Raw genomic sequence first — 23032 nt, 5'->3', positions numbered from 1 at the left:
CGTGACGTGCGATATGGCGGGGTGCAATGTGCTTCCCGCCATTCTGTCAGGGCAACTCTGGCGGTTGCCACTCTTCCACTTCAATCAACACCAGCAACGCGGCATCTCCGCCGTACTCTTTCGGTGCCTGATGAAAAGCCATCACGTGCGGGTGCTGCGCCAGCCACAGGGGCGTCTGTTGCTTGAGAATATGTTTACCGTGGCCATGCATTACGCAGGCGCAAAAAACATGTTCGCGACGGCAGGCGGCGATCAATGCCCCCAACTCCTGTTTGGCCTGCATCTGCGTTAAGCCGTGGAGATCGAGAAACAGCTCCGGCGAATAATCCCCGCGGCGTAATTTTTTCAGCTCAAAATGGCTGACGTCTTCGCGTACATACTTAACAGCCCCTTGCGTATTAAGCAGCGGCTGAAATTCATCTGAAAAATAGTGGCTGTTATCGGCCTGCTCCTGCAGCAGGCGTTTGACCGGGACTTCGCTGATTTTTTTACGCTGCGGGCGATGAACGATGGTGTCCTGCGCGATCTTACGCGTCCCGGTCATCAGCTGTCGGAAGAGCGCCTGATCCTCCTCGCTGAGCGATGTTTTCTTTTTCATTCGTCATTCTCATCTCGTATTTCCGATAGTGTACCCGACTAAACGCATTTTTTAACCTCAAGCGCGACGCGTCATTGCTGATTTATCGCCGTCTTCATGGCAAACTAGCCGCCGAAAATTATGCGAGCATGCCCTGGAGGAAAGAGTGGATAAAATATTTGTCGATGAAGCAGTAAACGAGCTGCATACCATACAGGACATGTTGCGCTGGTCGGTTAGCCGCTTCAGCGCCGCCAATATCTGGTACGGTCACGGTACCGATAACCCATGGGATGAAGCCGTGCAGCTGGTGCTGCCGTCACTCTACCTGCCGCTGGATATCCCGGAAGACATGCGCACCGCGCGCCTGACCTCCAGCGAAAAACACCGCATCGTTGAGCGCGTGATCCGCCGCGTGAACGAGCGTATTCCGGTCGCCTATCTGACCAACAAAGCCTGGTTCTGCGGCCACGAGTTCTATGTCGATGAACGCGTGCTGGTGCCGCGCTCGCCGATTGGCGAGCTGATTAACAACCACTTTGAAGGCCTGATCGGCCATCAGCCGCAGCACATTCTCGATATGTGTACCGGCAGCGGCTGCATCGCGATTGCCTGCGCGTACGCCTTCCCTGAAGCGGAAGTGGACGCCGTCGATATCTCCACCGACGCGCTGGCCGTGACCGAACACAATATTGAAGAGCACGGCCTGATCCATCACGTTACGCCAATTCGCTCCGATCTGTTCCGCGATCTGCCGACGCTGCAGTACGATCTGATCGTCACCAACCCGCCGTACGTCGATGCGGAAGATATGTCCGATCTGCCGAACGAATACCGCCACGAGCCGGAGCTGGGTCTGGCTTCTGGCTCTGACGGCCTGAAGCTGACCCGCCGCATTCTGGCCTGCGCGCCGGATTATCTGACCGACGACGGCGTTCTGATTTGTGAAGTGGGCAACAGCATGGTACATCTGATAGAGCAGTACCCGGATGTGCCGTTCACCTGGCTTGAGTTCGACAACGGCGGTGACGGCGTCTTTATGCTGACCAAAGCGCAGCTGCTCGACGCGCGCGAACACTTCAGCATCTATAAAGATTAATCCAGCGGGCTTCGGCCCGTTTCACAACGCTCAAACACAAACAACAACATCGGAGCCGTGATGGCAGGAAACACTATTGGACAGTTATTCCGCGTGACCACCTTTGGCGAGTCACACGGGCTGGCGCTGGGCTGTATCGTTGATGGCGTACCGCCAGGCATCGAACTGACCGAAGCCGATTTACAGCACGACCTCGACCGTCGTCGTCCGGGCACCTCTCGCTACACCACGCAGCGTCGCGAGCCGGACCAGGTCAAAATTCTCTCCGGCGTCTTTGAAGGCCGAACCACCGGCACCAGCATTGGTCTGCTGATTGAAAACACCGATCAGCGCTCCCAGGACTACGGCGCCATCAAAGACGTGTTCCGTCCGGGCCATGCCGACTATACCTACGAACAAAAGTACGGGTTCCGCGACTATCGCGGCGGCGGACGCTCTTCCGCCCGTGAAACCGCAATGCGCGTGGCGGCTGGCGCCATTGCCAAAAAATACCTGCAGCAGAAATTTGGTATCGTTATCCGCGGCTGTCTGACCCAGATGGGCGACATTCCGCTGGCGATCAAGGACTGGGACCAGGTCGAGCAAAACCCGTTCTTCTGCGCCGATGCCGACAAGCTTGAGGCGCTGGACGAACTGATGCGCGGCCTGAAAAAAGAGGGCGACTCCATCGGGGCGAAAGTGACCGTGGTGGCCGATGGCGTCCCGCCAGGCTGGGGCGAGCCGGTATTTGACCGTCTCGACGCCGACATCGCCCACGCGCTGATGAGCATCAACGCGGTGAAGGGCGTTGAGATTGGCGACGGTTTTGACGTGGTATCCCTGCGCGGCAGCCAGAACCGCGACGAAATCACGAAAGCGGGCTTCCAGAGCAACCACGCGGGCGGCATCCTGGGCGGGATCAGCAGCGGGCAGCAGATTGTTGCCAACATCGCGCTGAAGCCAACCTCCAGCATTACCGTGCCGGGCCACACGATTAACCGCGATGGCGAAGAAGTTGAGATGATCACCAAAGGACGTCACGATCCGTGCGTGGGGATCCGCGCGGTGCCGATCGCAGAAGCGATGCTGGCGATCGTGCTGATGGATCACTTCCTGCGCCAGCGCGCGCAGAATGCGGATGTGACGACCACCATTCCACGCTGGTAAACATGAAAAAAACCGCAATTGCTTTGCTGGCGCTGCTTGCCAGTGGAGCCAGTCTGGCCGCCACACCGTGGCAAAAAATCACCCATCCGGTGGCGGGGAGCGCGCAGTCGATCGGCGCTTTTTCCAACGGCTGTATCGTGGGCGCGCAGGAACTTCCGCTGCAATCGGAGACCTATCAGGTGATGCGTACCGACCAGCGTCGTTACTTCGGCCACCCGGATCTGGTGCTGTTCATTCAGCGACTGGGAAACCAGGTTCATAACCTGGGGCTGGGCACGATGCTGATCGGCGATATGGGGATGCCTGCCGGCGGTCGTTTTAACGGTGGACACGCCAGTCACCAGACCGGACTGGATGTGGATATCTTCCTGCAGCTGCCGAAAGCCCGCTGGACCGCCGCCCAACTGCTGAAACCGCAGGCGCTGGATCTGGTGGCGAGCGACGGCAAGCGCGTTGTGCCGTCCCTGTGGACGCGAGAGGTCTCCAGCATGATCAAGCTGGCGGCAGAAGATAACGACGTCACGCGGATTTTCGTTAACCCTGCCATCAAGCAGCAGCTCTGCCTGGATGCCGGAACCGATCGTGACTGGCTGCGCAAAGTGCGGCCGTGGTTCCAGCATCGAGCGCACATGCACGTTCGTCTGCGCTGCCCGGCGAATAGCCTGGAATGTGAAGATCAGCCGCTACCTCCGCCGGGCGATGGCTGCGGTGCGGAACTGCAAAGCTGGTTTGAACCGGCAAAACCTGGAACCTCTAAGCCTGAGAAGAAGACACCGCCTCCGCTGCCGCCTTCCTGCCAGGCGCTACTGGATGAGCATGTACTTTAATGGATAATTTCGTCGATCTGTTTATGGTGTCACCGCTGCTGCTGGTGGTGCTGTTCTTCGTGGCCATGCTGGCAGGTTTCATTGATGCCCTTGCGGGCGGCGGCGGGTTATTAACCGTACCTGCGCTGCTGGCGGCGGGCATGAGCCCGGCGCAGGCGCTTGCCACCAATAAGCTGCAGGCCTGCGGCGGCTCGCTCTCGGCGTCGCTCTATTTTATTCGCCGCAAGGTGGTGAGCCTGGCCGATCAGAAGCTCAATATCCTGATGACCTTTATCGGCTCAACGTCGGGCGCGCTGCTGGTGCAGCACGTGCAGTCGGATATTTTGCGCCAGATCCTGCCGGTGCTGGTTATCTGCATCGGTCTCTACTTCCTGCTGATGCCAAAACTCGGCGAGGAAGACCGCCAGCGTCGTCTGCACGGCCTGCCGTTTGCCCTGATTGCCGGGGGCTGCGTCGGTTTTTACGACGGTTTCTTCGGCCCGGGGGCAGGCTCGTTTTACGCGCTGGCGTTCGTGACGCTGGCCGGGTTTAACCTCGCCAAGTCGACCGCCCATGCCAAAGTGCTCAACGCCACCTCGAACGTCGGCGGCCTGCTGCTGTTTATCATTGGCGGCAAGGTTATCTGGGCAACCGGGTTTGTGATGATGGCAGGGCAGTTCCTGGGCGCGCGCGCGGGCTCGCGCCTGGTATTAAGCAAAGGGCAAAAACTGATTCGCCCGATGATCGTCATCGTCTCGGCCGTGATGAGCGCCAAACTACTTTATGACAGCCATGGACAGGAGATCCTCACCTGGTTGGGGATGCACTAATGAACAGTACGCATAAATACGAACAGCTGATTGAGATTTTCGACGGCTGTTTTGCTGACGATTTTAATACCCGTCTGATTAAAGGCGACGACGAACCGATCTATCTTCCTGCAGATGACGAGGTTCCGTATAACCGCATCGTCTTTGCCCACGGCTTTTACGCCAGCGGCTTGCACGAGATTTCGCACTGGTGCATCGCCGGAAAAGCGCGGCGCGAGCTGGTAGACTTTGGTTACTGGTACTGCCCGGACGGACGTGACGCCGCGACGCAGGGGCAGTTTGAAGATGTTGAAGTCAAACCGCAGGCGCTGGAATGGCTGTTCTGCGTCGCGGCGGGTTTCCCGTTCAACGTCAGCTGCGATAACCTCGAAGGCGACTTCGAGCCAGACCGTATCGTCTTCCAGCGCCGCGTGCATGCGCAGGTGATGGAATATCTTGAGAAAGGCATCCCGGAACGTCCGGCGCGCCTGATCGAGGCCTTACAGAATTATTACCACACGCCGGCGATCGCGGCGGAATGCTTCCCTTGGCCGGAAGATCTTTAACAGAGGAAAGAAGATGATCGCAGAATTTGAATCACGCATTCTGGCGTTAATTGATGACATGGTGGAACACGCCAGCGATGATGAGCTGTTCGCCAGCGGTTATCTGCGTGGTCACCTGACGCTCGCGGTAGCCGAGCTTGAAGCGGGGGACGATCACTCTGCCGACGCCGTTCACGAAGAAGTGACCCGCAGTCTGGAGAAAGCCATTCAGGCCGGGGAACTCTCTCCGCGCGACCAGTCTCTGGTGCTGGGCATGTGGGACAACCTGTTCCAGCAGGCAAAAGCGAAGTAAGTGTTTCACCACCCTCTCCCAGTGGGAGAGGGGCGGGGTGAGGGCCCCGGAACGCACCCTATTTAATCTTCTTCCCCTTCAGCAGTTTCCGCACCCACAATCGATTCGGATTCAGGCCCGCAAGCGTAATTCTGTCCAGCGGAATCGGCTCTCCGCTCATTTGCGCGGCTAAGACTTCGGCCAGCAGCGGCGCAGAACACAGCCCGCGAGAACCCAGCCCGCCGAGTATATACAGTTCCGGATAAACCGGAGCGCTCACCGCTTTATCCCGGTTATTAGCAAGGTCCTGATAAACCTCAAGCGTTGCCTGATAGTCCGGCACATTGCCCGCCATCGGCAGATGATCGCGGGTGGCGCAGCGCACGCCGCAGCGCGCGTCTCCGGCGCTGACGTCGACTTCTTTCGCCCACGCCGCATCCGGGAAGCAGTCAATCAGACGCTGGCGGTTCTGCGCCTGATCCACTTCGCTGTAGCGCATATCCGTTTCGCCACGATGATAGCTGGCCCCGATGCAGTGATGGCCGTTAGACGGATTTTGCGGCGTCAGATAGCCGTCATAGCACAGCACCTGGCGCAGTTTGCCGAGCTCAGGCGCGGTGGGAATATGGCTTACCTGGCCGCCAACAGGATAAACCGGCAACGACTCCGTCTGGGCAAACTGGCTGATGTGATGTCCGTTTGCCAGCACAACGCTGGCATGGCGTGCCTCTTTGCCATTAGCAAAACGCAGATCCCAGCATTCTGTCCGGCTCAGCGATTCAACCTTGTAGGCATACTGCACAGTCAGCCCGCGCGACTGCGCCAGGGTAATGACCGCCGCGGTCAGTTCAGCCGGGCACAGCCAGCCGCCGAGCGGATACTGAATGCCCCCACACCCGGTTTCCACGCCAGCGGTGTCTTCCACCTCTTGCGCACTTACCGCGCGGGCAATCTCTTCGGGCAGGCCCAGAGACAGCATCTGCGCGATCTTCTGCTGGCTCTTCTCATCCCAGCCGAGCTGCGTGACGCCGCACCAGTCATGGTCGAAGGCCAACGGAAGCGCGTCATAAAGGCGACGAGCGAAGGTAAACGCTGCCGGGAAAAACTGGAACAGAGCCGGGTCGTGCGCGCTTAAAAGCGGATAGAGCGCCCCCTGACGGTTGCCGGACGCGCCGCTGGCGGGCGCGTCGTCAGCACAGTAGAGCGTGACCTGCCAGCCGCGCTGGAGAAGGGCGAGCGAGAGCAGGGCGCTGGCGATCCCGCCGCCAACGATTGCTACGTCGCGCGATGCGCTGGCGCGGCGCGCAAACCAGGGCGTCTGAGCGGGGATGTCCAGCGTCTGCTCCATCCTGCCAACCAGCATGTCGCGCTTGCGGCCAAAGCCTTTGGTCTTCTGCATGGTAAAGCCCGCCTCCTGCAGCCCACGGCGGACAAAGCCCGCCGAGGTGAAGGTGGCAAGGGTAGCCCCAGGGCGCGCCAGCCGCGCCATCGCGTTAAACAGATGCTGGCTCCACATGTCCGGGTTTTTGGCAGGGGCAAAACCGTCCAGGAACCACGCGTCGACCTTCTGATTCATCGAATCATCGAGCCTGTCGGTCAGGTCGTTGATGTCGCCGAGCCATAAGTCCAGCGTGACGCGTCCACCGTCCAGAATCAGACGGTGACAGCCGCCGATGTGGGCCGGCCACTGCGCCTGAAGCTGTTCTGCCCAGGGCGCAAGCTCCGGCCAGTGCTGGTGGGCAAGCCGCAGATCGTGCGCGGTGAGCGGGAATTTTTCGAAACTGATGAAATGTAATCTTTGTAGCGTAGCCTCGGGGTGAGCAGCGTGGAACTGGTTAAACGCCTGCCAGAGGGTTAAAAAATTCAGCCCGGTGCCGAATCCACTTTCCGCGACCACAAACAGGCTCCGCGGGTGCGCCGGGAAGCGGGTGCTGAGCTGGTTTCCGTCGAGGAAAACATAGCGAGTTTCTTCGAGTCCGTTATCATTAGAAAAATAGACGTCATCAAAATCTCGGGAAACAGGTGTACCCTCAGCGTTGAATTCGAGGTTGGCGGGTTGTATAGCGTTTTGTTTCACGTAAGTTACTCGTCTGACAGGCAGTGGCACGATCTTAACGATGTGAGTCCATCGGTGCAAATTTCCGCAGAAAATGTCTGATCGGACTTGTTCGGCGTACAAGTGTACGCTATTGTGCGACTCGAAACTTACTATAGTGCGACTTACAGAGGTATTGAATGAAACGTGCAGTGATTACTGGCCTGGGCATTGTTTCCAGCATCGGTAATAACCAGCAGGAAGTCCTGGCATCTCTGCGTGAAGGACGCTCCGGGATCACTTTCTCTGAAGAGTTTAAAGATTCAGGTATGCGTAGCCACGTATGGGGTAACGTCAAACTGGACACCACCGGTTTGATCGACCGCAAAGTGGTTCGTTTCATGAACGATGCCTCTATTTATGCTTATCTCTCCATGCAGGAAGCGATCAAAGATTCCGGCCTGAGCGAAGAGGTTTATCAGAACAACCCGCGCGTGGGTCTGATTGCCGGTTCCGGCGGCTCATCTAAAGCGCAGGTATTCGGTGCTGACGCAATGCGTAGCCCGCGTGGTCTGAAAGCGGTAGGTCCGTACGTGGTAACTAAAGCCATGGGTTCTGCGGTTTCCGCGTGCCTGGCGACCCCGTTCAAAATCCACGGTGTGAACTACTCCATCAGCTCCGCGTGTGCGACTTCCGCGCACTGCATTGGTAATGCTGTTGAGCAGATCCAACTGGGTAAACAGGACATCGTATTTGCTGGCGGCGGTGAAGAGCTGGGCTGGGAAATGGCCTGTGAATTCGACGCGATGGGCGCATTGTCCACCAAGTACAATGAAACCCCGGACAAAGCCTCTCGTACCTACGATGCGCACCGTGACGGTTTCGTTATCGCGGGCGGCGGCGGTATGGTTGTGGTTGAAGAACTGGAGCACGCCCTGGCACGTGGCGCGCACATCTACGCTGAAATCGTTGGCTACGGTGCGACGTCTGACGGTGCCGACATGGTTGCGCCATCCGGCGAAGGCGCGGTGCGCTGCATGAAGATGGCGATGCACGGCGTTGACACCCCAATCGACTACCTGAACTCCCACGGTACCTCTACTCCTGTAGGCGACGTGAAAGAGCTGGGTGCGATCCGTGAAGTCTTCGGCGACAACAGCCCGGCGATCTCCGCGACTAAAGCCATGACCGGTCACTCTCTGGGTGCGGCTGGCGTGCAGGAAGCGATCTACTCTTTGCTGATGCTGGAAAACGGCTTTATCGCGCCAAGCATCAACATTGAAGAGATGGACGAGCAGGCTGCCGGCCTGAACATCGTGACCAAACCAACGGAAGCGACGCTGACTACCGTAATGTCAAACAGCTTCGGCTTCGGTGGTACCAACGCCACGCTGGTTATGCGTAAGCTGAAAGCATAAGCTTTAAGTTTGATTCTGAAAGGGAGCCATAAGGCTCCCTTTTTTATGCATTGACAAGCGGCTGATCTCACAGGCAAACTTCACCCCTCAACATTATCCTCACGATAATGCGTAAGCGTTTAACGTCAACCAACGCACCTTAATCCTGATAATCAGGTAGAGGGGGCGTGGCATTTTCCCGCCTTACTCTTCATTTCGGAGTAAAGCATGACTGCAGTAACTCAAACAGAAACAACCCCTTCAGCGAACGTCTCGCTGTTCCGTATCGCCTTTGCGGTATTCCTGACCTATATGACCGTTGGCCTGCCGCTGCCGGTGATCCCGCTTTTCGTTCATCAGGAACTGGGCTATGGCAACACCATGGTCGGCATTGCCGTGGGCATTCAGTTTTTAGCCACGGTATTAACCCGCGGTTACGCCGGACGTCTGGCGGATCAGCACGGTGCCAAGCGCTCGGCGCTGCAGGGCATGTTTGCCTGCGGGCTGGCGGGCGGCGCCTGGCTGCTGGCGGCTCTACTGCCGGTCGATGCCGCGTATAAATTTGCGCTGCTTGTACTGGGCCGTTTAATTCTTGGCTTCGGTGAAAGCCAGCTGCTGACCGGCACCCTGACCTGGGGAATGGGGCTGGTGGGGCCTGCTCGTTCCGGTAAGGTGATGTCCTGGAACGGTATGGCCATCTATGGCGCGCTGGCTGCCGGTGCGCCGCTTGGGCTGCTTATCAATAGCCAGTTTGGATTTGCGGCATTGGCCGCAACCACCATGGTTTTACCTCTGCTGGCGTGGGCGTTTAACGGCTCGGTGCGTAAGGTGCCCGCGCACAAAGGCGAGCGACCTTCCCTGTGGAGCGTGGTAGGCCAAATCTGGCAGCCGGGTCTTGGCCTGGCGCTGCAGGGCGTGGGTTTTGCGGTGATTGGGACGTTCGTTTCGCTCTATTTTATGAGCCGTGGCTGGGCGATGGCCGGTTTTACGCTCACCGCTTTTGGCGGCGCGTTTGTGCTAATGCGCGTCTTCTTCGGCTGGATGCCGGATCGCTTTGGCGGCGTGAAGGTGGCGGTGGCGTCGCTGGTGATTGAGACCATCGGTCTGCTGCTGCTGTGGAATGCTCCCGTGGCTTCCGTTGCGTTGCTTGGTGCGGCGCTGACCGGCTGCGGCTGTTCACTGATCTTTCCGGCGCTGGGTGTTGAAGTGGTGAAGCGCGTGGCCCCGCAGGTGCGCGGTACGGCGATGGGCGGCTATGCGGCGTTTCAGGATATCTCATACGGGGTAACCGGACCGCTGGCCGGGGTGTTAGCCACCTCGTTTGGCTATCCGTCCGTCTTCCTGGCAGGTGCGGTTTCCGCGGTGGTTGGGATTGTGGTGACGCTGGTGGCGTTTCGCAGGACTTGAGCCGTTGTAGGCCCGGTAAGCGCAGCGCCACCGGGCCAAACCTCAGACAACCAGCCAGAAAATCGCCAGTGCAATCAGTAGCGCAATAAACATCAACCCCGGACGCGCGGAGAGCGTTCTGAAGGTTTCCACGACCGGCGCAAACAGCGGGCTGTAGATCGGCTGAATGTTTCTTACCTCCGGCACGCCGCCTTCACGCTCTGCGCGGCGAACGAAGATCTGGTTGAGCAGATCCTGCACCTGCGCGGTGGTCAGTACCGTCTGCGGCGTGGCTTGCCAGTTTTGCTGGGCGTATTCCCGAATCACCTCGAACTCGTTCGGCTCAAGCGGCTGTTTCAGCGCGGCCTGGACGGTATGCAGGGTAGGGGCGCTCTGGGTGCTGAGCGTCTGGCGCGCCTGAAGCCAGGTCACCAGATGGGTAAACTGTTTGGCCGGGATTAACTCACCCGCCTTCACGCCGGACAGCTCCAGCATGGATTGCCAGATAAGCTTCGTTGGTTCACCGGTGGCCGCTGCCAGCTTCGTCACCATCTGCTTGAGCGTATTGTGCTCGGCGGGCAGCAGAGGACGCTCGGTCGCCGGGCGCACCTGTGGCTGCGGAATAGACAGCTCGTTATTCTGCAGCAGGGTCAGCACGGTTTTGAGCTGGTCGGGCGTCAGCTGGCCCAGCGCGGTCTGACCATACTGCTGGCGAATAAAATCACTCACCGCCTGGCGATTATTTCCCTGGCCCAGCAGCTCCGTCAGCTGAGAAACAATCTGGCGCGTGGTGTGGTTCTGCTGCGCGGTCGTAATACGCTGGTTCAGATTTTGTTCGGCCGCCGGGAAATGGCGCGACTGCAGCGGTGCGTCGTTCCTCACGCCTAAATCATGCTTCACCCCGGCCCAGACTTCCGCGTTTTGCTGCGAAGTCAGCGCAATCAGGCGCGTGATCAGTCGCTCCAGCACGGTGCGCTGTTGCGTGGATAGCGGTTGTTCACCGGCAACGTTTGGCGTGACCGGGCCTTCACCCGGAGGGCGTGGCGGCGTACCTGAAATGGGCTGCATCGTCAAAAATCCTTAAAGTCAAAACTCAGCGTAAACCTGGCAGACGTATATGCCTGGCGGCCAGATTATGGCACACTTGGCAGGTTTTCTTCCTCTCAAACAGGTACTCAGACGTGAAAATCCTCGTTGATGAAAATATGCCTTACGCCCGTGAGCTGTTTAGCCGCCTGGGTAACGTTAAGGCTGTTCCTGGTCGCCCGATCCCGGTCAACGAACTGGACGATGCCGACGCCCTGATGGTGCGCTCGGTGACCAAAGTAAATGAGGCGTTGCTCGCCGGTAAGGCGATTAAGTTCGTTGGGACCGCAACGGCAGGGACCGATCATGTGGATGATAAATGGCTGAAGCAGGCCGGAATCGGTTTCTCCGCCGCGCCGGGCTGTAACGCGATTGCCGTCGTGGAATACGTTTTCTCCTCGCTGCTAATGCTGGCCGAGCGCGACGGTTTTGCGCTGAAAGACCGCACCGTGGGGATTGTCGGCGTGGGTAACGTCGGCGGGCGCCTGCAAAAGCGCCTTGAAGCGTTAGGGATCCGCACGCTGCTGTGCGATCCGCCGCGCAAAGACAACGGCGAGGACGGGGATTTCCGCTCGCTGGACGAGCTGGTTGAACAGTGTGACGTGCTGACGTTCCACACGCCGCTGTTTAAAGAGGGTCCGTATAAGTCGCTGCATCTTGCCGATGAGGCGCTCATTCGCCGTCTGAAGGCTGGCACTATTCTGATAAATGCCTGTCGTGGTCCTGTGGTAGACAACGCCGCGCTGCTGACGTGTCTGAACGAAGGACAAGACCTCAGCGTGGTGCTGGACGTCTGGGAGCCGGAGCCGGACCTCAACGTTGAGCTGCTTAACAAGGTGGACGTGGGCACCGCGCATATCGCCGGTTATACCCTCGAAGGGAAAGCCCGCGGCACGACGCAGGTCTTCGAGGCCTACAGCGCCTTTATCGGTCATCCGCAGCAGGTGGCGCTGGATACCTTACTCCCCGCGCCTGAATTTGGCCGCATTACTCTCCACGGCCCGCTCGATCAGGCAACGCTGAAAAGGCTGGTGCATTTGGTGTATGATGTGCGCCGCGATGATGCGCTGCTGCGTAAAGTGGCGGGGATCCCGGGCGAGTTTGATAAGCTGCGCAAGAACTACGTTGAGCGCCGCGAGTGGTCTTCCCTGTATGTGATGTGCGACGACGCCCCGGCGGCGACGCTGCTGCACAAGCTGGGGTTTAGCGCCGTTCATCACCCGGCGCATTAATGTCTTCTTAATGCTCCCTGTCGGATACTCCGACAGGGACGCTTTTTTATTTCTGGAGTAAACCACCATGTCTGAAGGCTGGAACATTGCCATTTTAGGTGCCACGGGTGCCGTGGGCGAAGCCCTGCTCGAAACGCTTGCTGAGCGTCAGTTCCCGGTGGGCGACATCTATGCGCTGGCGCGTACCGACAGCGCGGGTGAGCATCTGCGTTTTAACAGTAAATCCGTCATGGTTCAGGATGCGGCGGCGTTCGACTGGACGCAGGCGCAGCTGGCGTTTTTCGCCGCGGGCGCTGAAGCCACTGCGGCGTACGTTGAAGAGGCGACCAACGCAGGCTGCCTGGTCATCGATCTGAGCGGCCTGTTCTCCATGGAGCCGGATGTGCCGCTGGTGGTGCCGGACGTGAACCCGTTTGTGCTGGCTGACTACCGCAACCGTAACGTTATTGCGGTCCCCAACAGCCTGACCAGCCAGCTGCTGACTGCACTGAAACCGCTGATCGACGATGGCGGCCTGTCGCGCATTACCGTCACCAGCCTGCTGTCGGCGTCCGCAAACGGCAAAAAGGCCGTTGACGCGCTGGCCGGGCAGAGCGCGAAGCTGCTGAACGGCATTCCAATTGATGAAGATGATTTCTTTGGCCGCCAGCTGGCGTTCAACATGCTGCCGTTATTGCCGGATCGCGAGGGCTCCGTGCGCGAAGAGCGCCGTATCGTCGATGAGGTGCGTAAAATTCTGCAGGACGATGGCCTGATGATCTCCGCAAACGTCGTGCAGTCCCCGGTCTTCTACGGTCATGCCCAGATGGTCGGCTTTGAAGCGCTGCGTCCGCTGGCGGCAGAAGAGGCGCGCGATGCGTTTGGCCGCGGGGAAGACATCGTCCTCTCTGAAGAGAGCGAGTTCCCGACCCAGGTGGGCGATGCTACCGGTAGCGCGCATCTTTCCGTTGGCTGCGTGCGTAACGACTACGGTATGCCGGAGCAGGTCCAGTTCTGGTCCGTTGCCGACAACGTTCGTTTCGGCGGCGCGCTGATGGCGGTCAAGATCGCTGAAAAACTGGTGCAGGAGTACCTGTACTGATGTCAGACGTGGAACAAACGCCGGTTCATAAAATTGCCCTCGGTATTGAATACGACGGCAGTAAATATTATGGCTGGCAGCGTCAGAATGAGGTTCGCAGCGTTCAGGAGAAGCTGGAGAAAGCGCTCTCTCAGGTGGCAAACGAGCCGATTAACGTCCTGTGCGCAGGCCGTACGGATGCCGGCGTTCACGGCACGGGGCAGGTGGTTCACTTTGAAACCACCGCCGTGCGTAAGGATGCCGCCTGGACGCTGGGCGTAAATGCGAATTTACCTGGTGACATTGCGGTGCGCTGGGTGAAAGCTGTGCCGGATGATTTTCACGCGCGCTTCAGCGCCACGGCGCGCCGTTACCGCTACGTCATCTACAACCAGCGCCTGCGTCCGGCTGTGTTAAGCCAGGGCGTGACGCATTTTTATGAACCGCTCGACGCAGAACGTATGCATCGCGCGGCGCAGTGTCTGATTGGTGAAAATGACTTTACGTCGTTTCGTGCGGTGCAGTGTCAATCCCGTACGCCGTGGCGCAACGTTATGCACATCAACGTCAGCCGTTTTGGCGCGTATGTGGTGGTGGATATCAAAGCCAATGCCTTTGTACATCATATGGTTCGGAATATTGTGGGCAGCCTGATGGAAGTAGGTGCCGGACACCAGCCGGAGAGCTGGATTGCAGACCTGCTGGCAGCGAAGGACAGAACGCTTGCGGCAGCCACGGCGAAAGCGGAAGGATTGTATCTGGTCTCAGTAGACTATCCGGAACGATTTGACCTGCCGAAACCGCCAATGGGCCCGCTGTTTTTAGCGGACTAAACAAAGGTGCAATAAGGGCTTAGACAATATGGACGTAATACGTTTTCTGATTGATTTCATTTTGCATATTGATGTTCACCTGGCGGAGCTGGTCGCGCAGTACGGCGTCTGGGTTTACGCCATTCTGTTCCTCATTCTGTTTTGTGAAACCGGTCTGGTCGTTACCCCATTCCTGCCAGGGGATTCACTGCTGTTCGTTGCCGGGGCGTTATCGGCGTTACCCACCAATGACCTGAACGTGCATCTTATGGTTGTGCTGATGGTAATTGCCGCCATTGTCGGTGATGCGGTCAACTATACGATTGGTCGCGTATTCGGTGAGCGGCTTTTCAGCAATCCGGATTCGAAAATTTTCCGTCGCAGTTATTTAGATAAAACCCATGCGTTTTATGAACGCCATGGCGGTAAAACCATTATCCTTGCGCGTTTTGTGCCTATTGTGCGCACATTTGCACCGTTTGTGGCGGGAATGGGACATATGTCCTATCGTCATTTTGCCATGTATAACGTCGTGGGGGCGCTGCTGTGGGTACTGCTGTTTACCTATGCGGGTTACCTGTTTGGCGATCTTCCGGTTGTCCAGGAAAACCTTAAGTTACTGATTGTAGCGATTATTGTGCTTTCCGTACTGCCCGGCGTTATCGAAATTATTCGTCACAAACGTGCGGCGGCAAAACAAGCGAAGTAAATGCACGCTGGCGGTTCGACCACTTTTTTATCCAAAGTTTCGGGCTGTTATGTTTTAATGTGCAACATTCATGGTCTGTTGGAGGCAAAAATGGCATTATTCGCCTCTTATAGCAAAACTGGCATACGACCAGGTTCAGGCAGAAAGGTTATCAATGAGCTGGATTGAACGAATTAAAAGCAACATTACCCCAACGCGCAAAGCGAGCATTCCTGAAGGGGTATGGACGAAGTGTGATAGCTGCGGTCAGGTTCTGTATCGCGCAGAGCTGGAACGCAACCTTGAGGTGTGTCCGAAGTGTGACCACCATATGCGTATGTCGGCGCGCAACCGCCTGCATAGCCTGCTGGACGAAGGTTCTCTGGTAGAACTGGGCAGCGAGCTTGAGCCAAAAGACGTGCTGAAGTTCCGCGATTCCAAGAAATATAAAGATCGTCTGGCCTCCGCACAGAAAGAGACCGGCGAGAAAGACGCGCTGGTCGTCATGAAAGGCACCCTGCATGGGATGCCGGTTGTTGCCGCTGCGTTTGAGTTCTCCTTTATGGGCGGCTCAATGGGCTCCGTGGTCGGTGCGCGCTTCGTGCGTGCCGTTGAGCAGGCGCTGGAAGACAACTGTCCGCTGATCTGTTTCTCTGCCTCCGGCGGAGCACGTATGCAGGAAGCGCTGATGTCCCTGATGCAGATGGCTAAAACCTCTGCAGCGCTGGCGAAGATGCAGGAGCGCGGTCTGCCGTACATCTCCGTGCTGACCGACCCAACCATGGGCGGCGTCTCCGCGAGCTTCGCGATGCTGGGCGACCTGAACGTCGCTGAGCCAAAAGCGCTGATCGGCTTTGCGGGTCCTCGCGTTATCGAGCAGACCGTTCGTGAAAAACTGCCGCCGGGCTTCCAGCGCAGTGAGTTCCTCATCGAGAAAGGCGCCATCGATATGATCGTCCGCCGTCCGGAAATGCGCCTGAAGCTGGCGAGCATCCTGGCGAAGCTGATGAATCTGCCAGCGCCAAACCCGGATGAGCCGCGCGAAGGCGTGGTGGTACCGGATCAGGAACCCGAGGCCTGATAACTGAAAAGGGCAGGGCCGGTTGGCGCTGCCCTTTTGCTTTCTAATCTGTTAATGACAACCGGGCATTATGGAAAATAAAAGCATTCCCCAAGCCACGTCGCCCCTGGCCGCGTGGCTTTCTTATCTGGAAAACCTGCACAGTAAAACCATCGATATGGGGCTTGAACGGGTGAGCCAGGTTGCCGCGCGTCTTGATGTGCTCAAACCGGCACCTTTCGTGTTCACCGTCGCAGGGACCAACGGTAAAGGCACGACCTGCCGCACGCTGGAGTCCGTCCTGATGGCGGCCGGTTACAGGGTAGGCGTTTACAGCTCTCCACACCTGGTCCGCTACACCGAGCGGGTTCGCGTGCAAAATCGCGAACTGCCGGAATCCGCGCATACGGCGTCGTTCGCAGAAATTGAAGCCGCGCGCGGTGAGATCTCATTAACCTATTTTGAATACGGCACCCTGTCGGCCCTGTGGCTGTTTAAACAGGCGCAGCTGGATGTGGTGATCCTTGAGGTTGGCCTCGGCGGACGTCTTGATGCAACCAATATCGTGAATGCAGATGTGGCGGTGGTTACCAGCATCGCGCTGGATCATATCGACTGGCTGGGTCCGGATCGTGAAAGCATTGGCCGCGAGAAGGCCGGTATTTTCCGCGCAAATAAACCCGCCGTGGTCGGCGAACCGGATATGCCGCACACCATTGCTGACGTGGCAAACGAGAAGGGCGCGCAGCTGCTGCGCCGCGGCGTTGACTGGCAGTATGAGGTTCAGGACAACGGCTGGCGCTTTAGCGACGCTCAGGGGGCACTGGATAACTTGCCGCTGCCGCAGGTCCCGCAGCCAAACGCGGCCACCGCGTTGGCGGCACTGCGCGCCAGCGGATTGGTGGTGAGCGAGCAGGCAATTCGCGACGGCATTCAGAGCGCAATTTTGCCCGGGCGTTTCCAGATTGTCAGCGAGTCACCGCGCCTGATTCTGGACGTGGCGCATAACCCGCATGCGGCGGCGTATCTCGCGGGACGTCTCAAATCGTTACCAAAAACCGGGCGCGTGCTGGCGGTTATCGGTATGCTTCATGATAAAGATATCGGCGGGACGCTGGCCTGCATGGAGAGTGTGGTCGATAGCTGGTATTGTGCTCCTCTGGAGGGGCCGCGCGGCGCGACGGCCGAGCAGCTGATGGAACATCTCGGCAAAGGCGCAATCTACAGTAGCGTGGCTCAGGCCTGGCATGCCGCGATGGCGGATGCTAAACCAGAAGATACCGTGCTGGTGTGTGGTTCATTCCACACGGTGGCACATGTCATGGAAGTGATGGACGCGGGGAGAACCGGTGGCGAGTAAGTTTCAGAACCGTTTAACAGGAACCATTGTGCTGGTCGCGCTCGGGGTGATTATTCTTCCCGGGCTGCTCGACGGGCAGAAAAAGCATTATCAGGATGAGTTTGCCGCTATTCCGCTGGTGCCTAAACCGGGTGACCGCGATGAGCCGGATATGCTGCCCGCGGCGACGCAGGCGCTCCCTGCTCAGCCACCGGAAGGGGCGGCGGAAGAGGTGCGCGCGGGCGATGCCGCAGCACCGTCGCTCGATCCGTCTCGCCTGGCGGCAGCGAGCAGCAGCGATATCGATCCGGTGCCGGTAGAGCAGCCTAAACCGGTTGAAAAACCGAAGCCGGTTGAGAAGCCGCAGCCGAAACCGCAGCGGGATAAAACGGCAGAACAGCTCGCCGCGGCGTCAGAAACCTCACCGCCAGCAAAACCAGCGCAGCAGGACGCTGCTGCCCCAACGGGTAAAGCCTACGTGGTGCAGCTCGGTGCGCTGAAAAACGCCGACAAAGTCAACGAGGTCGTGAGCAAACTGAGAAGTGCGGGATACCGTGTTTACACTTCACCTTCCACGCCGGTGCAGGGTAAAATTACCCGTATCCTCGTGGGGCCAGAAGCGTCTAAAGACAAACTGAAAGGGTCGCTGGGTGAGCTGAAGCAGATCTCCGGCCTGAGCGGTGTGGTGATGGGTTACAGCGCAAACTAAGTACGACCTGCTCCTTTAAGAGAGAGGCGATAAGCCACGGCGTTGAACATTTTTTCAGCGCCTTTTTTATTTACGCGCGGGAAGGAAATCCCTACGCAAACGTTTTCTTTTTCTGTTAGAATTCGCCCCGAACTGGATGACAGGGCGTTTAATCGTGGGACACATATGGTCTGGATTGATTACGCCATCATTGCGGTGATTGGTTTTTCCTGTCTGGTTAGCCTGATCCGTGGCTTTGTTCGTGAAGCGTTATCGCTGGTGACTTGGGGTTGTGCTTTCTTTGTCGCCAGTCATTACTACACTTACCTGTCTGTCTGGTTCACGGGCTTTGAAGATGAACTGGTCCGAAACGGAATTGCCATCGCGGTGCTGTTTATCGCAACGCTGATTGTCGGCGCTATCGTGAATTACGTGATAGGTCAGCTGGTCGAGAAAACCGGTCTGTCAGGAACGGACAGGGTGCTCGGGATCTGTTTCGGAGCGTTGCGAGGCGTGCTGATTGTGGCCGCGATCCTGTTCTTCCTGGATACCTTCACCGGGTTCTCCAAAAGCGAAGACTGGCAGAAATCGCAGCTCATTCCAGAGTTCAGCTTCATCATCAGATGGTTCTTTGACTATCTGCAAAGCTCGTCGAGTTTTTTGCCCAGGGCATAAACCCTGAGATGTGGCTTAACGAGGAAAAGACGAATGTGCGGTATTGTCGGTATCGCCGGTTTCATGCCGGTAAACCAGTCGATTTATGACGCGTTAACGGTGCTTCAGCACCGTGGGCAGGATGCTGCGGGTATCATCACCATTGATGCAAACAACTGCTTCCGTTTACGCAAGGCGAATGGCCTGGTAAACGATGTGTTTGAAGCCCGCCATATGCAGCGTCTGCAAGGTAATATGGGGATCGGTCACGTTCGTTATCCTACTGCTGGCAGTTCCAGCGCCTCCGAGGCACAGCCTTTCTACGTCAACTCACCGTATGGCATCACCCTTGCCCATAACGGCAACCTGACGAACGCACATGAGCTGCGTAAAAAGCTGTTCGAAGAGAAACGTCGCCACATTAACACCACCTCTGATTCTGAAATCCTGCTCAACGTGTTCGCCAGCGAGCTGGATAACTTCCGTCACTATCCGCTGGAAGCAGACAACATCTTTGCTGCCATTGCCGCGACAAACCGCCAGATCCGCGGCGCGTACGCCTGCGTGGCGATGATCATCGGTCACGGTATGGTCGCCTTCCGCGATCCTAACGGCATTCGTCCGCTGGTGCTCGGCAAGCGCGACCTTGGCGATGGCCGTACTGAATATATGGTTGCCTCTGAAAGCGTGGCGCTGGATACCCTGGGCTTCGAATTCCTGCGCGACGTTGCGCCGGGCGAAGCGGTCTACATCACCGAGAAGGGCCAGCTGTTTACCCGCCAGTGTGCCGACAACCCGGTCAGCAACCCGTGCCTGTTTGAATACGTTTACTTCGCCCGCCCGGATTCCTTCATCGACAAGATTTCCGTCTATAGCGCGCGCGTCAACATGGGCACGAAGCTGGGCGAGAAGATTGCCCGCGAGTGGGACGATCTCGACATCGACGTGGTTATTCCTATCCCGGAAACCTCCTGCGATATCGCGCTGGAGATCGCCCGCATTCTGGATAAGCCATACCGTCAGGGCTTCGTGAAGAACCGCTACGTTGGCCGGACGTTTATCATGCCGGGGCAGCATCTGCGCCGTAAGTCCGTGCGCCGCAAGCTGAACGCCAACCGCGCGGAGTTCCGCGACAAGAACGTTCTGCTGGTGGATGACTCCATCGTTCGCGGCACCACCTCTGAGCAGATTATCGAGATGGCGCGCGAAGCGGGTGCGAAGAAAGTCTACCTGGCCTCTGCTGCGCCGGAGATTCGCTTCCCGAACGTGTACGGTATTGATATGCCAACCGCCAACGAGCTGATCGCTCACGGTCGTGAAGTGGATGAAATTCGTCAGATCATCGGTGCCGACGGCCTGATTTTCCAGGATCTGAACGATCTTATCGACGCGGTGCGTGCCGAGAATCCGGAAATTCAGCAGTTTGAATGCTCCGTGTTTAACGGTATTTACGTGACCAAAGACGTTGACCAGCAGTACCTCGACTATCTTGATTCACTGCGCAACGACGACGCCAAAGCCGTCCAGCTGCAGAACGATCTCGAAAGCTTAGAGATGCACAACGAAGGTTGATGCTCCGGCAGGTGAGGGCGAATGCCCTCACTTGCAACTCCCCGCAAAATCCTGCACAGTCTGCCCTGAAATCAGTAAGGGCAAAAATCATGAAACGACTCATTGTTGGGCTCAGCGGCGCCAGCGGCGCGATTTACGGCGTACGTTTGTTACAGGTTCTGCGTAGCGTGGCGGACGTCGAAACCCATCTGGTGATGAGCCAGGCGGCGCGGCAGACCCTCTCTCTGGAAACCGATCTCTCCCTGCGCGATGTTCAGGCGCTGGCGGATGTCGTTCACGATGCCCGTGATATCGCTGCCAGCATCTCCTCAGGCTCGTTTAAAACGGCCGGCATGGTTATCCTGCCCTGTTCAATTAAAACGCTCTCCGGCATTGTGAACAGCTATACGGACACCCTGGTGACGCGCGCGGCGGATGTGGTGCTGAAGGAGCGGCGTCCCCTGGTGCTGTGCGTGCGGGAAACGCCGCTGCACCTGGGCCATCTGCGCTTAATGACGCAGGCTGCGGAGCTGGGGGCTGTCATCATGCCGCCGGTACCCGCGTTCTATCATCGCCCGACCTCGCTGAATGACGTGATTAATCAGACCGTTAACCGCGTGCTGGATCAGTTTGACATCGACCTGCCCGACGATCTCTTCAGCCGCTGGCAGGGAGCCTGAATCTGTGCACAAAACAGGTGCATGAAAAGACAAGTTGCCCTGTTTCAGGGCAATTATGCAACGGCGATCATATCCTCGACATTTAATTCGTTTTTTCCCTTTTTCTCTTTCCGGTTCGTTCGGCAGACCTGCTATCTTTCACCATTAAGGCAATATCGCAACGTTTTATTAACATATTTAACGTCGAAGTTTTGACCAGACGGCAATGTGGCATAAGACCTGCAAGATGAAGCCTGCAACACAACACACAACACAATACATAATAAAATCACGGTACTTGAGGGTAAATGTATGAAGAAGACGGTTCTGGCTCTGTCTTTGCTCGTGGGGTTAAGTGCGGCAGCAGGTAGCTACGCAGCGCTTCCACAGACGGTTCGTATCGGTACAGACGCAACCTACGCGCCATTCTCTTCCAAGGATGCGAAAGGTGATTTCGTAGGGTTTGATATCGATCTGGGTAATGAAATGTGCAAGCGCATTGCGGTGAAATGCACATGGGTGGGCAGCGACTTTGACGCGTTAATCCCGTCGCTGAAAGCCAAGAAAATTGACGCCATTATCTCTTCTCTCTCCATCACCGAAAAACGTCAGCAGGAGATTGCCTTCTCTGACAAGCTCTACGCCGCGGATTCTCGCCTGATTGCGCCGAAAGGCTCCCCGATTAAGCCCACCATCGACTCTCTGAAGGGCAAACACGTCGGCGTGCTTCAGGGCTCGACGCAGGAAGGCTATGCCAATGCTAACTGGCGTGAGAAGGGCGTAGACGTGGTGGCTTACCAGAACCAGGATCTGATTTACTCTGACCTGGCGGCAGGCCGTCTGGATGCTGCATTCCAGGATGAAGTCGCCGCGAGCGAAGGCTTCCTGAAGCAGCCTGCGGGCAAAGAATTCGCGTTTGCTGGCCCGTCTGTAAAAGACAAAAAGTACTTTGGTGACGGCACCGGTATTGGCCTGCGTAAGGATGATACCGAGCTGAAAGCCGCCTTCGACAAAGCCTTTGCAGAGCTGCGTAAAGACGGTACTTACGACAAACTGGCGAAGAAATACTTCGACTTCAACGTATACGGTGAATAACACCTGACGGTAACGCACCGGAGAGGTGCGTTGCGGGAGCGGTTGACCCAATACAGTGCATTAAATGCACTGTATTGGATCGCTTTGTGCATACTTACGCATTTATAATGCAAAAATTCCCGCCTGAAGGGCATTAGTCTTTGCCTGGCAGAGGGGATTAATGGCACATTAGCACCACCCCGTCGTCGTAAAAATCCCGTATGAAGACAGTTTGTTGAGGATAAATATGAAAAAACTCGTGTTGTCACTATCTCTGGTACTGGCCTTTTCCAGCGCCACCGCGGCATTCGCAGCCATTCCGCAGAAAATCCGAATTGGTACCGATCCAACCTATGCGCCGTTCGAATCGAAGAATTCAAAGGGTGAACTGGTCGGTTTTGACATCGATCTGGCCAACGAGCTGTGCAAACGCATCAAAGCACAGTGTACCTACGTTGAGAACCCGCTGGATGCGCTGATCCCGTCCCTGAAAGCGAAAAAAATCGACGTAATCATGTCCTCGCTCTCCATCACCGAAAAACGCCAGCAGGAGATTGCCTTCACCGACAAACTCTATGCGGCCGATTCACGTCTGGTAGTAGCTAAAGCTTCTGACATTCAGCCAACGCTGGAGTCGCTAAAAGGCAAACGCGTCGGCGTGCTGCAGGGCACCACGCAGGAAACCTACGGCAACGAACACTGGGCGCCGAAGGGGATTGAAATCGTCTCCTATCAGGGCCAGGAAAATATCTACGCTGACCTGACGGCAGGCCGAATTGATGCGGCATTCCAGGATGAAGTCGCGGCAAGCGAAGGCTTCCTGAAAACGCCGGTGGGTAAAGATTACAAGTTTGGCGGCCCGTCCATTAAGGACGTGAAGTTGTTTGGTGTGGGCACCGGTATGGGCCTGCGCAAAGAAGACAACGAGCTGCGTGAGGCGCTGAACAAAGCGTTCGCTGAAATGCGTGCTGACGGTACCTACGACAAGCTGGCGAAAAAGTACTTTGATTTTAATGTTTACGGCGGCTAATCGCCCC

23 protein-coding genes are annotated in these 23032 nt (G+C 57.3%); 20 read left to right on the top strand and 3 right to left on the bottom strand.

Annotated features, from left to right (window positions below; translation table 11 throughout):
* Window positions 1–46 precede the first annotated feature (46 nt).
* Entirely contained in the window at window positions 47–598 is a 552-nt protein-coding gene (smrB, locus tag ELK40_RS16110; protein ID WP_008502613.1) for an endonuclease SmrB, read from the bottom strand.
* A gap of 145 nt (window positions 599–743) precedes the next feature.
* Between smrB and prmB the strand changes: the two genes are divergently transcribed.
* From prmB to ELK40_RS16080, 6 genes are read left to right on the top strand one after another with little or no spacing between them, the layout of a single operon-like run.
* Window positions 744–1676 (top strand): 50S ribosomal protein L3 N(5)-glutamine methyltransferase, encoded by a 933-nt coding sequence (prmB, locus tag ELK40_RS16105; protein WP_008502612.1) that lies wholly within the window; start codon window positions 744–746, stop codon window positions 1674–1676.
* Window positions 1677–1736: 60 nt separating this feature from the next.
* Entirely contained in the window at window positions 1737–2822 is a 1086-nt protein-coding gene (gene aroC, locus ELK40_RS16100; protein WP_127731820.1) for a chorismate synthase, read from the top strand.
* Window positions 2823–2824: 2 nt separating this feature from the next.
* Entirely contained in the window at window positions 2825–3649 is an 825-nt protein-coding gene (mepA, locus tag ELK40_RS16095; protein WP_115875912.1) for a penicillin-insensitive murein endopeptidase, read from the top strand.
* The gene (locus ELK40_RS16090; protein WP_008502609.1) at window positions 3649–4458 is read left to right on the top strand and encodes a sulfite exporter TauE/SafE family protein; all 810 of its coding nucleotides are present in this window, start codon (window positions 3649–3651) and stop codon (window positions 4456–4458) included. The genes mepA and ELK40_RS16090 overlap by 1 nt, the downstream gene beginning before the upstream one ends.
* Window positions 4458–5003, top strand: a complete 546-nt coding sequence (locus ELK40_RS16085; RefSeq protein ID WP_111965248.1) for an elongation factor P hydroxylase — start codon at window positions 4458–4460, stop codon at window positions 5001–5003. The genes ELK40_RS16090 and ELK40_RS16085 overlap by 1 nt, the downstream gene beginning before the upstream one ends.
* A gap of 13 nt (window positions 5004–5016) precedes the next feature.
* On the top strand, window positions 5017–5295 hold the full coding sequence (locus ELK40_RS16080; protein ID WP_048029667.1) for a YfcL family protein: 279 nt from the start codon (window positions 5017–5019) through the stop codon (window positions 5293–5295).
* A gap of 58 nt (window positions 5296–5353) precedes the next feature.
* Here the strand turns inward: ELK40_RS16080 and mnmC are convergent, their stop codons facing one another.
* Complete coding sequence (gene mnmC / locus ELK40_RS16075; protein ID WP_127731818.1) at window positions 5354–7351, bottom strand: bifunctional tRNA (5-methylaminomethyl-2-thiouridine)(34)-methyltransferase MnmD/FAD-dependent 5-carboxymethylaminomethyl-2-thiouridine(34) oxidoreductase MnmC; 1998 nt, start codon at window positions 7349–7351, stop codon at window positions 5354–5356.
* Window positions 7352–7509: 158 nt separating this feature from the next.
* Between mnmC and fabB the strand changes: the two genes are divergently transcribed.
* Complete coding sequence (fabB, locus tag ELK40_RS16070; RefSeq protein WP_014832795.1) at window positions 7510–8727, top strand: beta-ketoacyl-ACP synthase I; 1218 nt, start codon at window positions 7510–7512, stop codon at window positions 8725–8727.
* A gap of 207 nt (window positions 8728–8934) precedes the next feature.
* A complete protein-coding gene (locus ELK40_RS16065; protein WP_127731816.1) occupies window positions 8935–10113 on the top strand; it encodes an MFS transporter in 1179 nt (392 codons plus the stop codon).
* 42 nt (window positions 10114–10155) lie between these two features.
* On the opposite strand, the gene flk is transcribed toward ELK40_RS16065, so the two are convergent.
* Window positions 10156–11160, bottom strand: a complete 1005-nt coding sequence (gene flk, locus ELK40_RS16060) for a flagella biosynthesis regulator Flk (protein WP_127731814.1) — start codon at window positions 11158–11160, stop codon at window positions 10156–10158.
* 113 nt (window positions 11161–11273) lie between these two features.
* On the opposite strand from flk, the gene pdxB reads away from it, so the two are divergent.
* From pdxB to hisJ, 12 genes are all read left to right on the top strand, one after another.
* On the top strand, window positions 11274–12410 hold the full coding sequence (pdxB, locus tag ELK40_RS16055) for a 4-phosphoerythronate dehydrogenase PdxB (RefSeq protein ID WP_127731812.1): 1137 nt from the start codon (window positions 11274–11276) through the stop codon (window positions 12408–12410).
* Between the two features lie 67 nt (window positions 12411–12477).
* Entirely contained in the window at window positions 12478–13491 is a 1014-nt protein-coding gene (locus ELK40_RS16050; RefSeq protein ID WP_024908943.1) for an aspartate-semialdehyde dehydrogenase, read from the top strand.
* Complete coding sequence (gene truA / locus ELK40_RS16045; RefSeq protein WP_111965254.1) at window positions 13491–14303, top strand: tRNA pseudouridine(38-40) synthase TruA; 813 nt, start codon at window positions 13491–13493, stop codon at window positions 14301–14303. Before ELK40_RS16050 ends, truA begins: the two co-directional genes overlap by 1 nt.
* A 28-nt stretch (window positions 14304–14331) precedes the next feature.
* A complete protein-coding gene (locus tag ELK40_RS16040; RefSeq protein ID WP_008502599.1) occupies window positions 14332–14991 on the top strand; it encodes a DedA family protein in 660 nt (219 codons plus the stop codon).
* A 154-nt stretch (window positions 14992–15145) separates the two neighbouring features.
* Window positions 15146–16051: an acetyl-CoA carboxylase, carboxyltransferase subunit beta gene (accD, locus tag ELK40_RS16035; RefSeq protein WP_111965256.1), complete on the top strand. Its 906-nt coding sequence runs from the start codon at window positions 15146–15148 to the stop codon at window positions 16049–16051.
* A gap of 70 nt (window positions 16052–16121) precedes the next feature.
* Window positions 16122–17390 carry a bifunctional tetrahydrofolate synthase/dihydrofolate synthase gene (gene folC, locus ELK40_RS16030; protein ID WP_111965257.1) on the top strand — a complete coding sequence of 423 codons (1269 nt, stop codon included), beginning with the start codon at window positions 16122–16124 and terminating at the stop codon, window positions 17388–17390.
* Window positions 17380–18078: a cell division protein DedD gene (gene dedD / locus ELK40_RS16025; protein WP_127731810.1), complete on the top strand. Its 699-nt coding sequence runs from the start codon at window positions 17380–17382 to the stop codon at window positions 18076–18078. The genes folC and dedD overlap by 11 nt, the downstream gene beginning before the upstream one ends.
* A 165-nt stretch (window positions 18079–18243) precedes the next feature.
* Entirely contained in the window at window positions 18244–18732 is a 489-nt protein-coding gene (gene cvpA / locus ELK40_RS16020; protein WP_000262116.1) for a colicin V production protein, read from the top strand.
* A 33-nt stretch (window positions 18733–18765) separates the two neighbouring features.
* Entirely contained in the window at window positions 18766–20283 is a 1518-nt protein-coding gene (gene purF / locus ELK40_RS16015) for an amidophosphoribosyltransferase (protein WP_021241570.1), read from the top strand.
* Between the two features lie 89 nt (window positions 20284–20372).
* On the top strand, window positions 20373–20942 hold the full coding sequence (locus ELK40_RS16010) for a UbiX family flavin prenyltransferase (protein ID WP_127731808.1): 570 nt from the start codon (window positions 20373–20375) through the stop codon (window positions 20940–20942).
* A 291-nt stretch (window positions 20943–21233) separates the two neighbouring features.
* Window positions 21234–22016, top strand: coding sequence for a lysine/arginine/ornithine ABC transporter substrate-binding protein ArgT (argT, locus tag ELK40_RS16005; protein WP_023616063.1), 783 nt, complete (start codon window positions 21234–21236; stop codon window positions 22014–22016).
* 226 nt (window positions 22017–22242) lie between these two features.
* On the top strand, window positions 22243–23025 hold the full coding sequence (gene hisJ, locus ELK40_RS16000) for a histidine ABC transporter substrate-binding protein HisJ (protein WP_023336423.1): 783 nt from the start codon (window positions 22243–22245) through the stop codon (window positions 23023–23025).
* The last annotated feature ends 7 nt before the right edge of the window (window positions 23026–23032 follow it).

Source organism: Enterobacter sp. N18-03635 (assembly GCF_004006055.1).
Taxonomy (GTDB): domain Bacteria; phylum Pseudomonadota; class Gammaproteobacteria; order Enterobacterales; family Enterobacteriaceae; genus Enterobacter; species Enterobacter vonholyi.
This window is presented reverse-complemented; position numbering and strand designations above follow the sequence as displayed.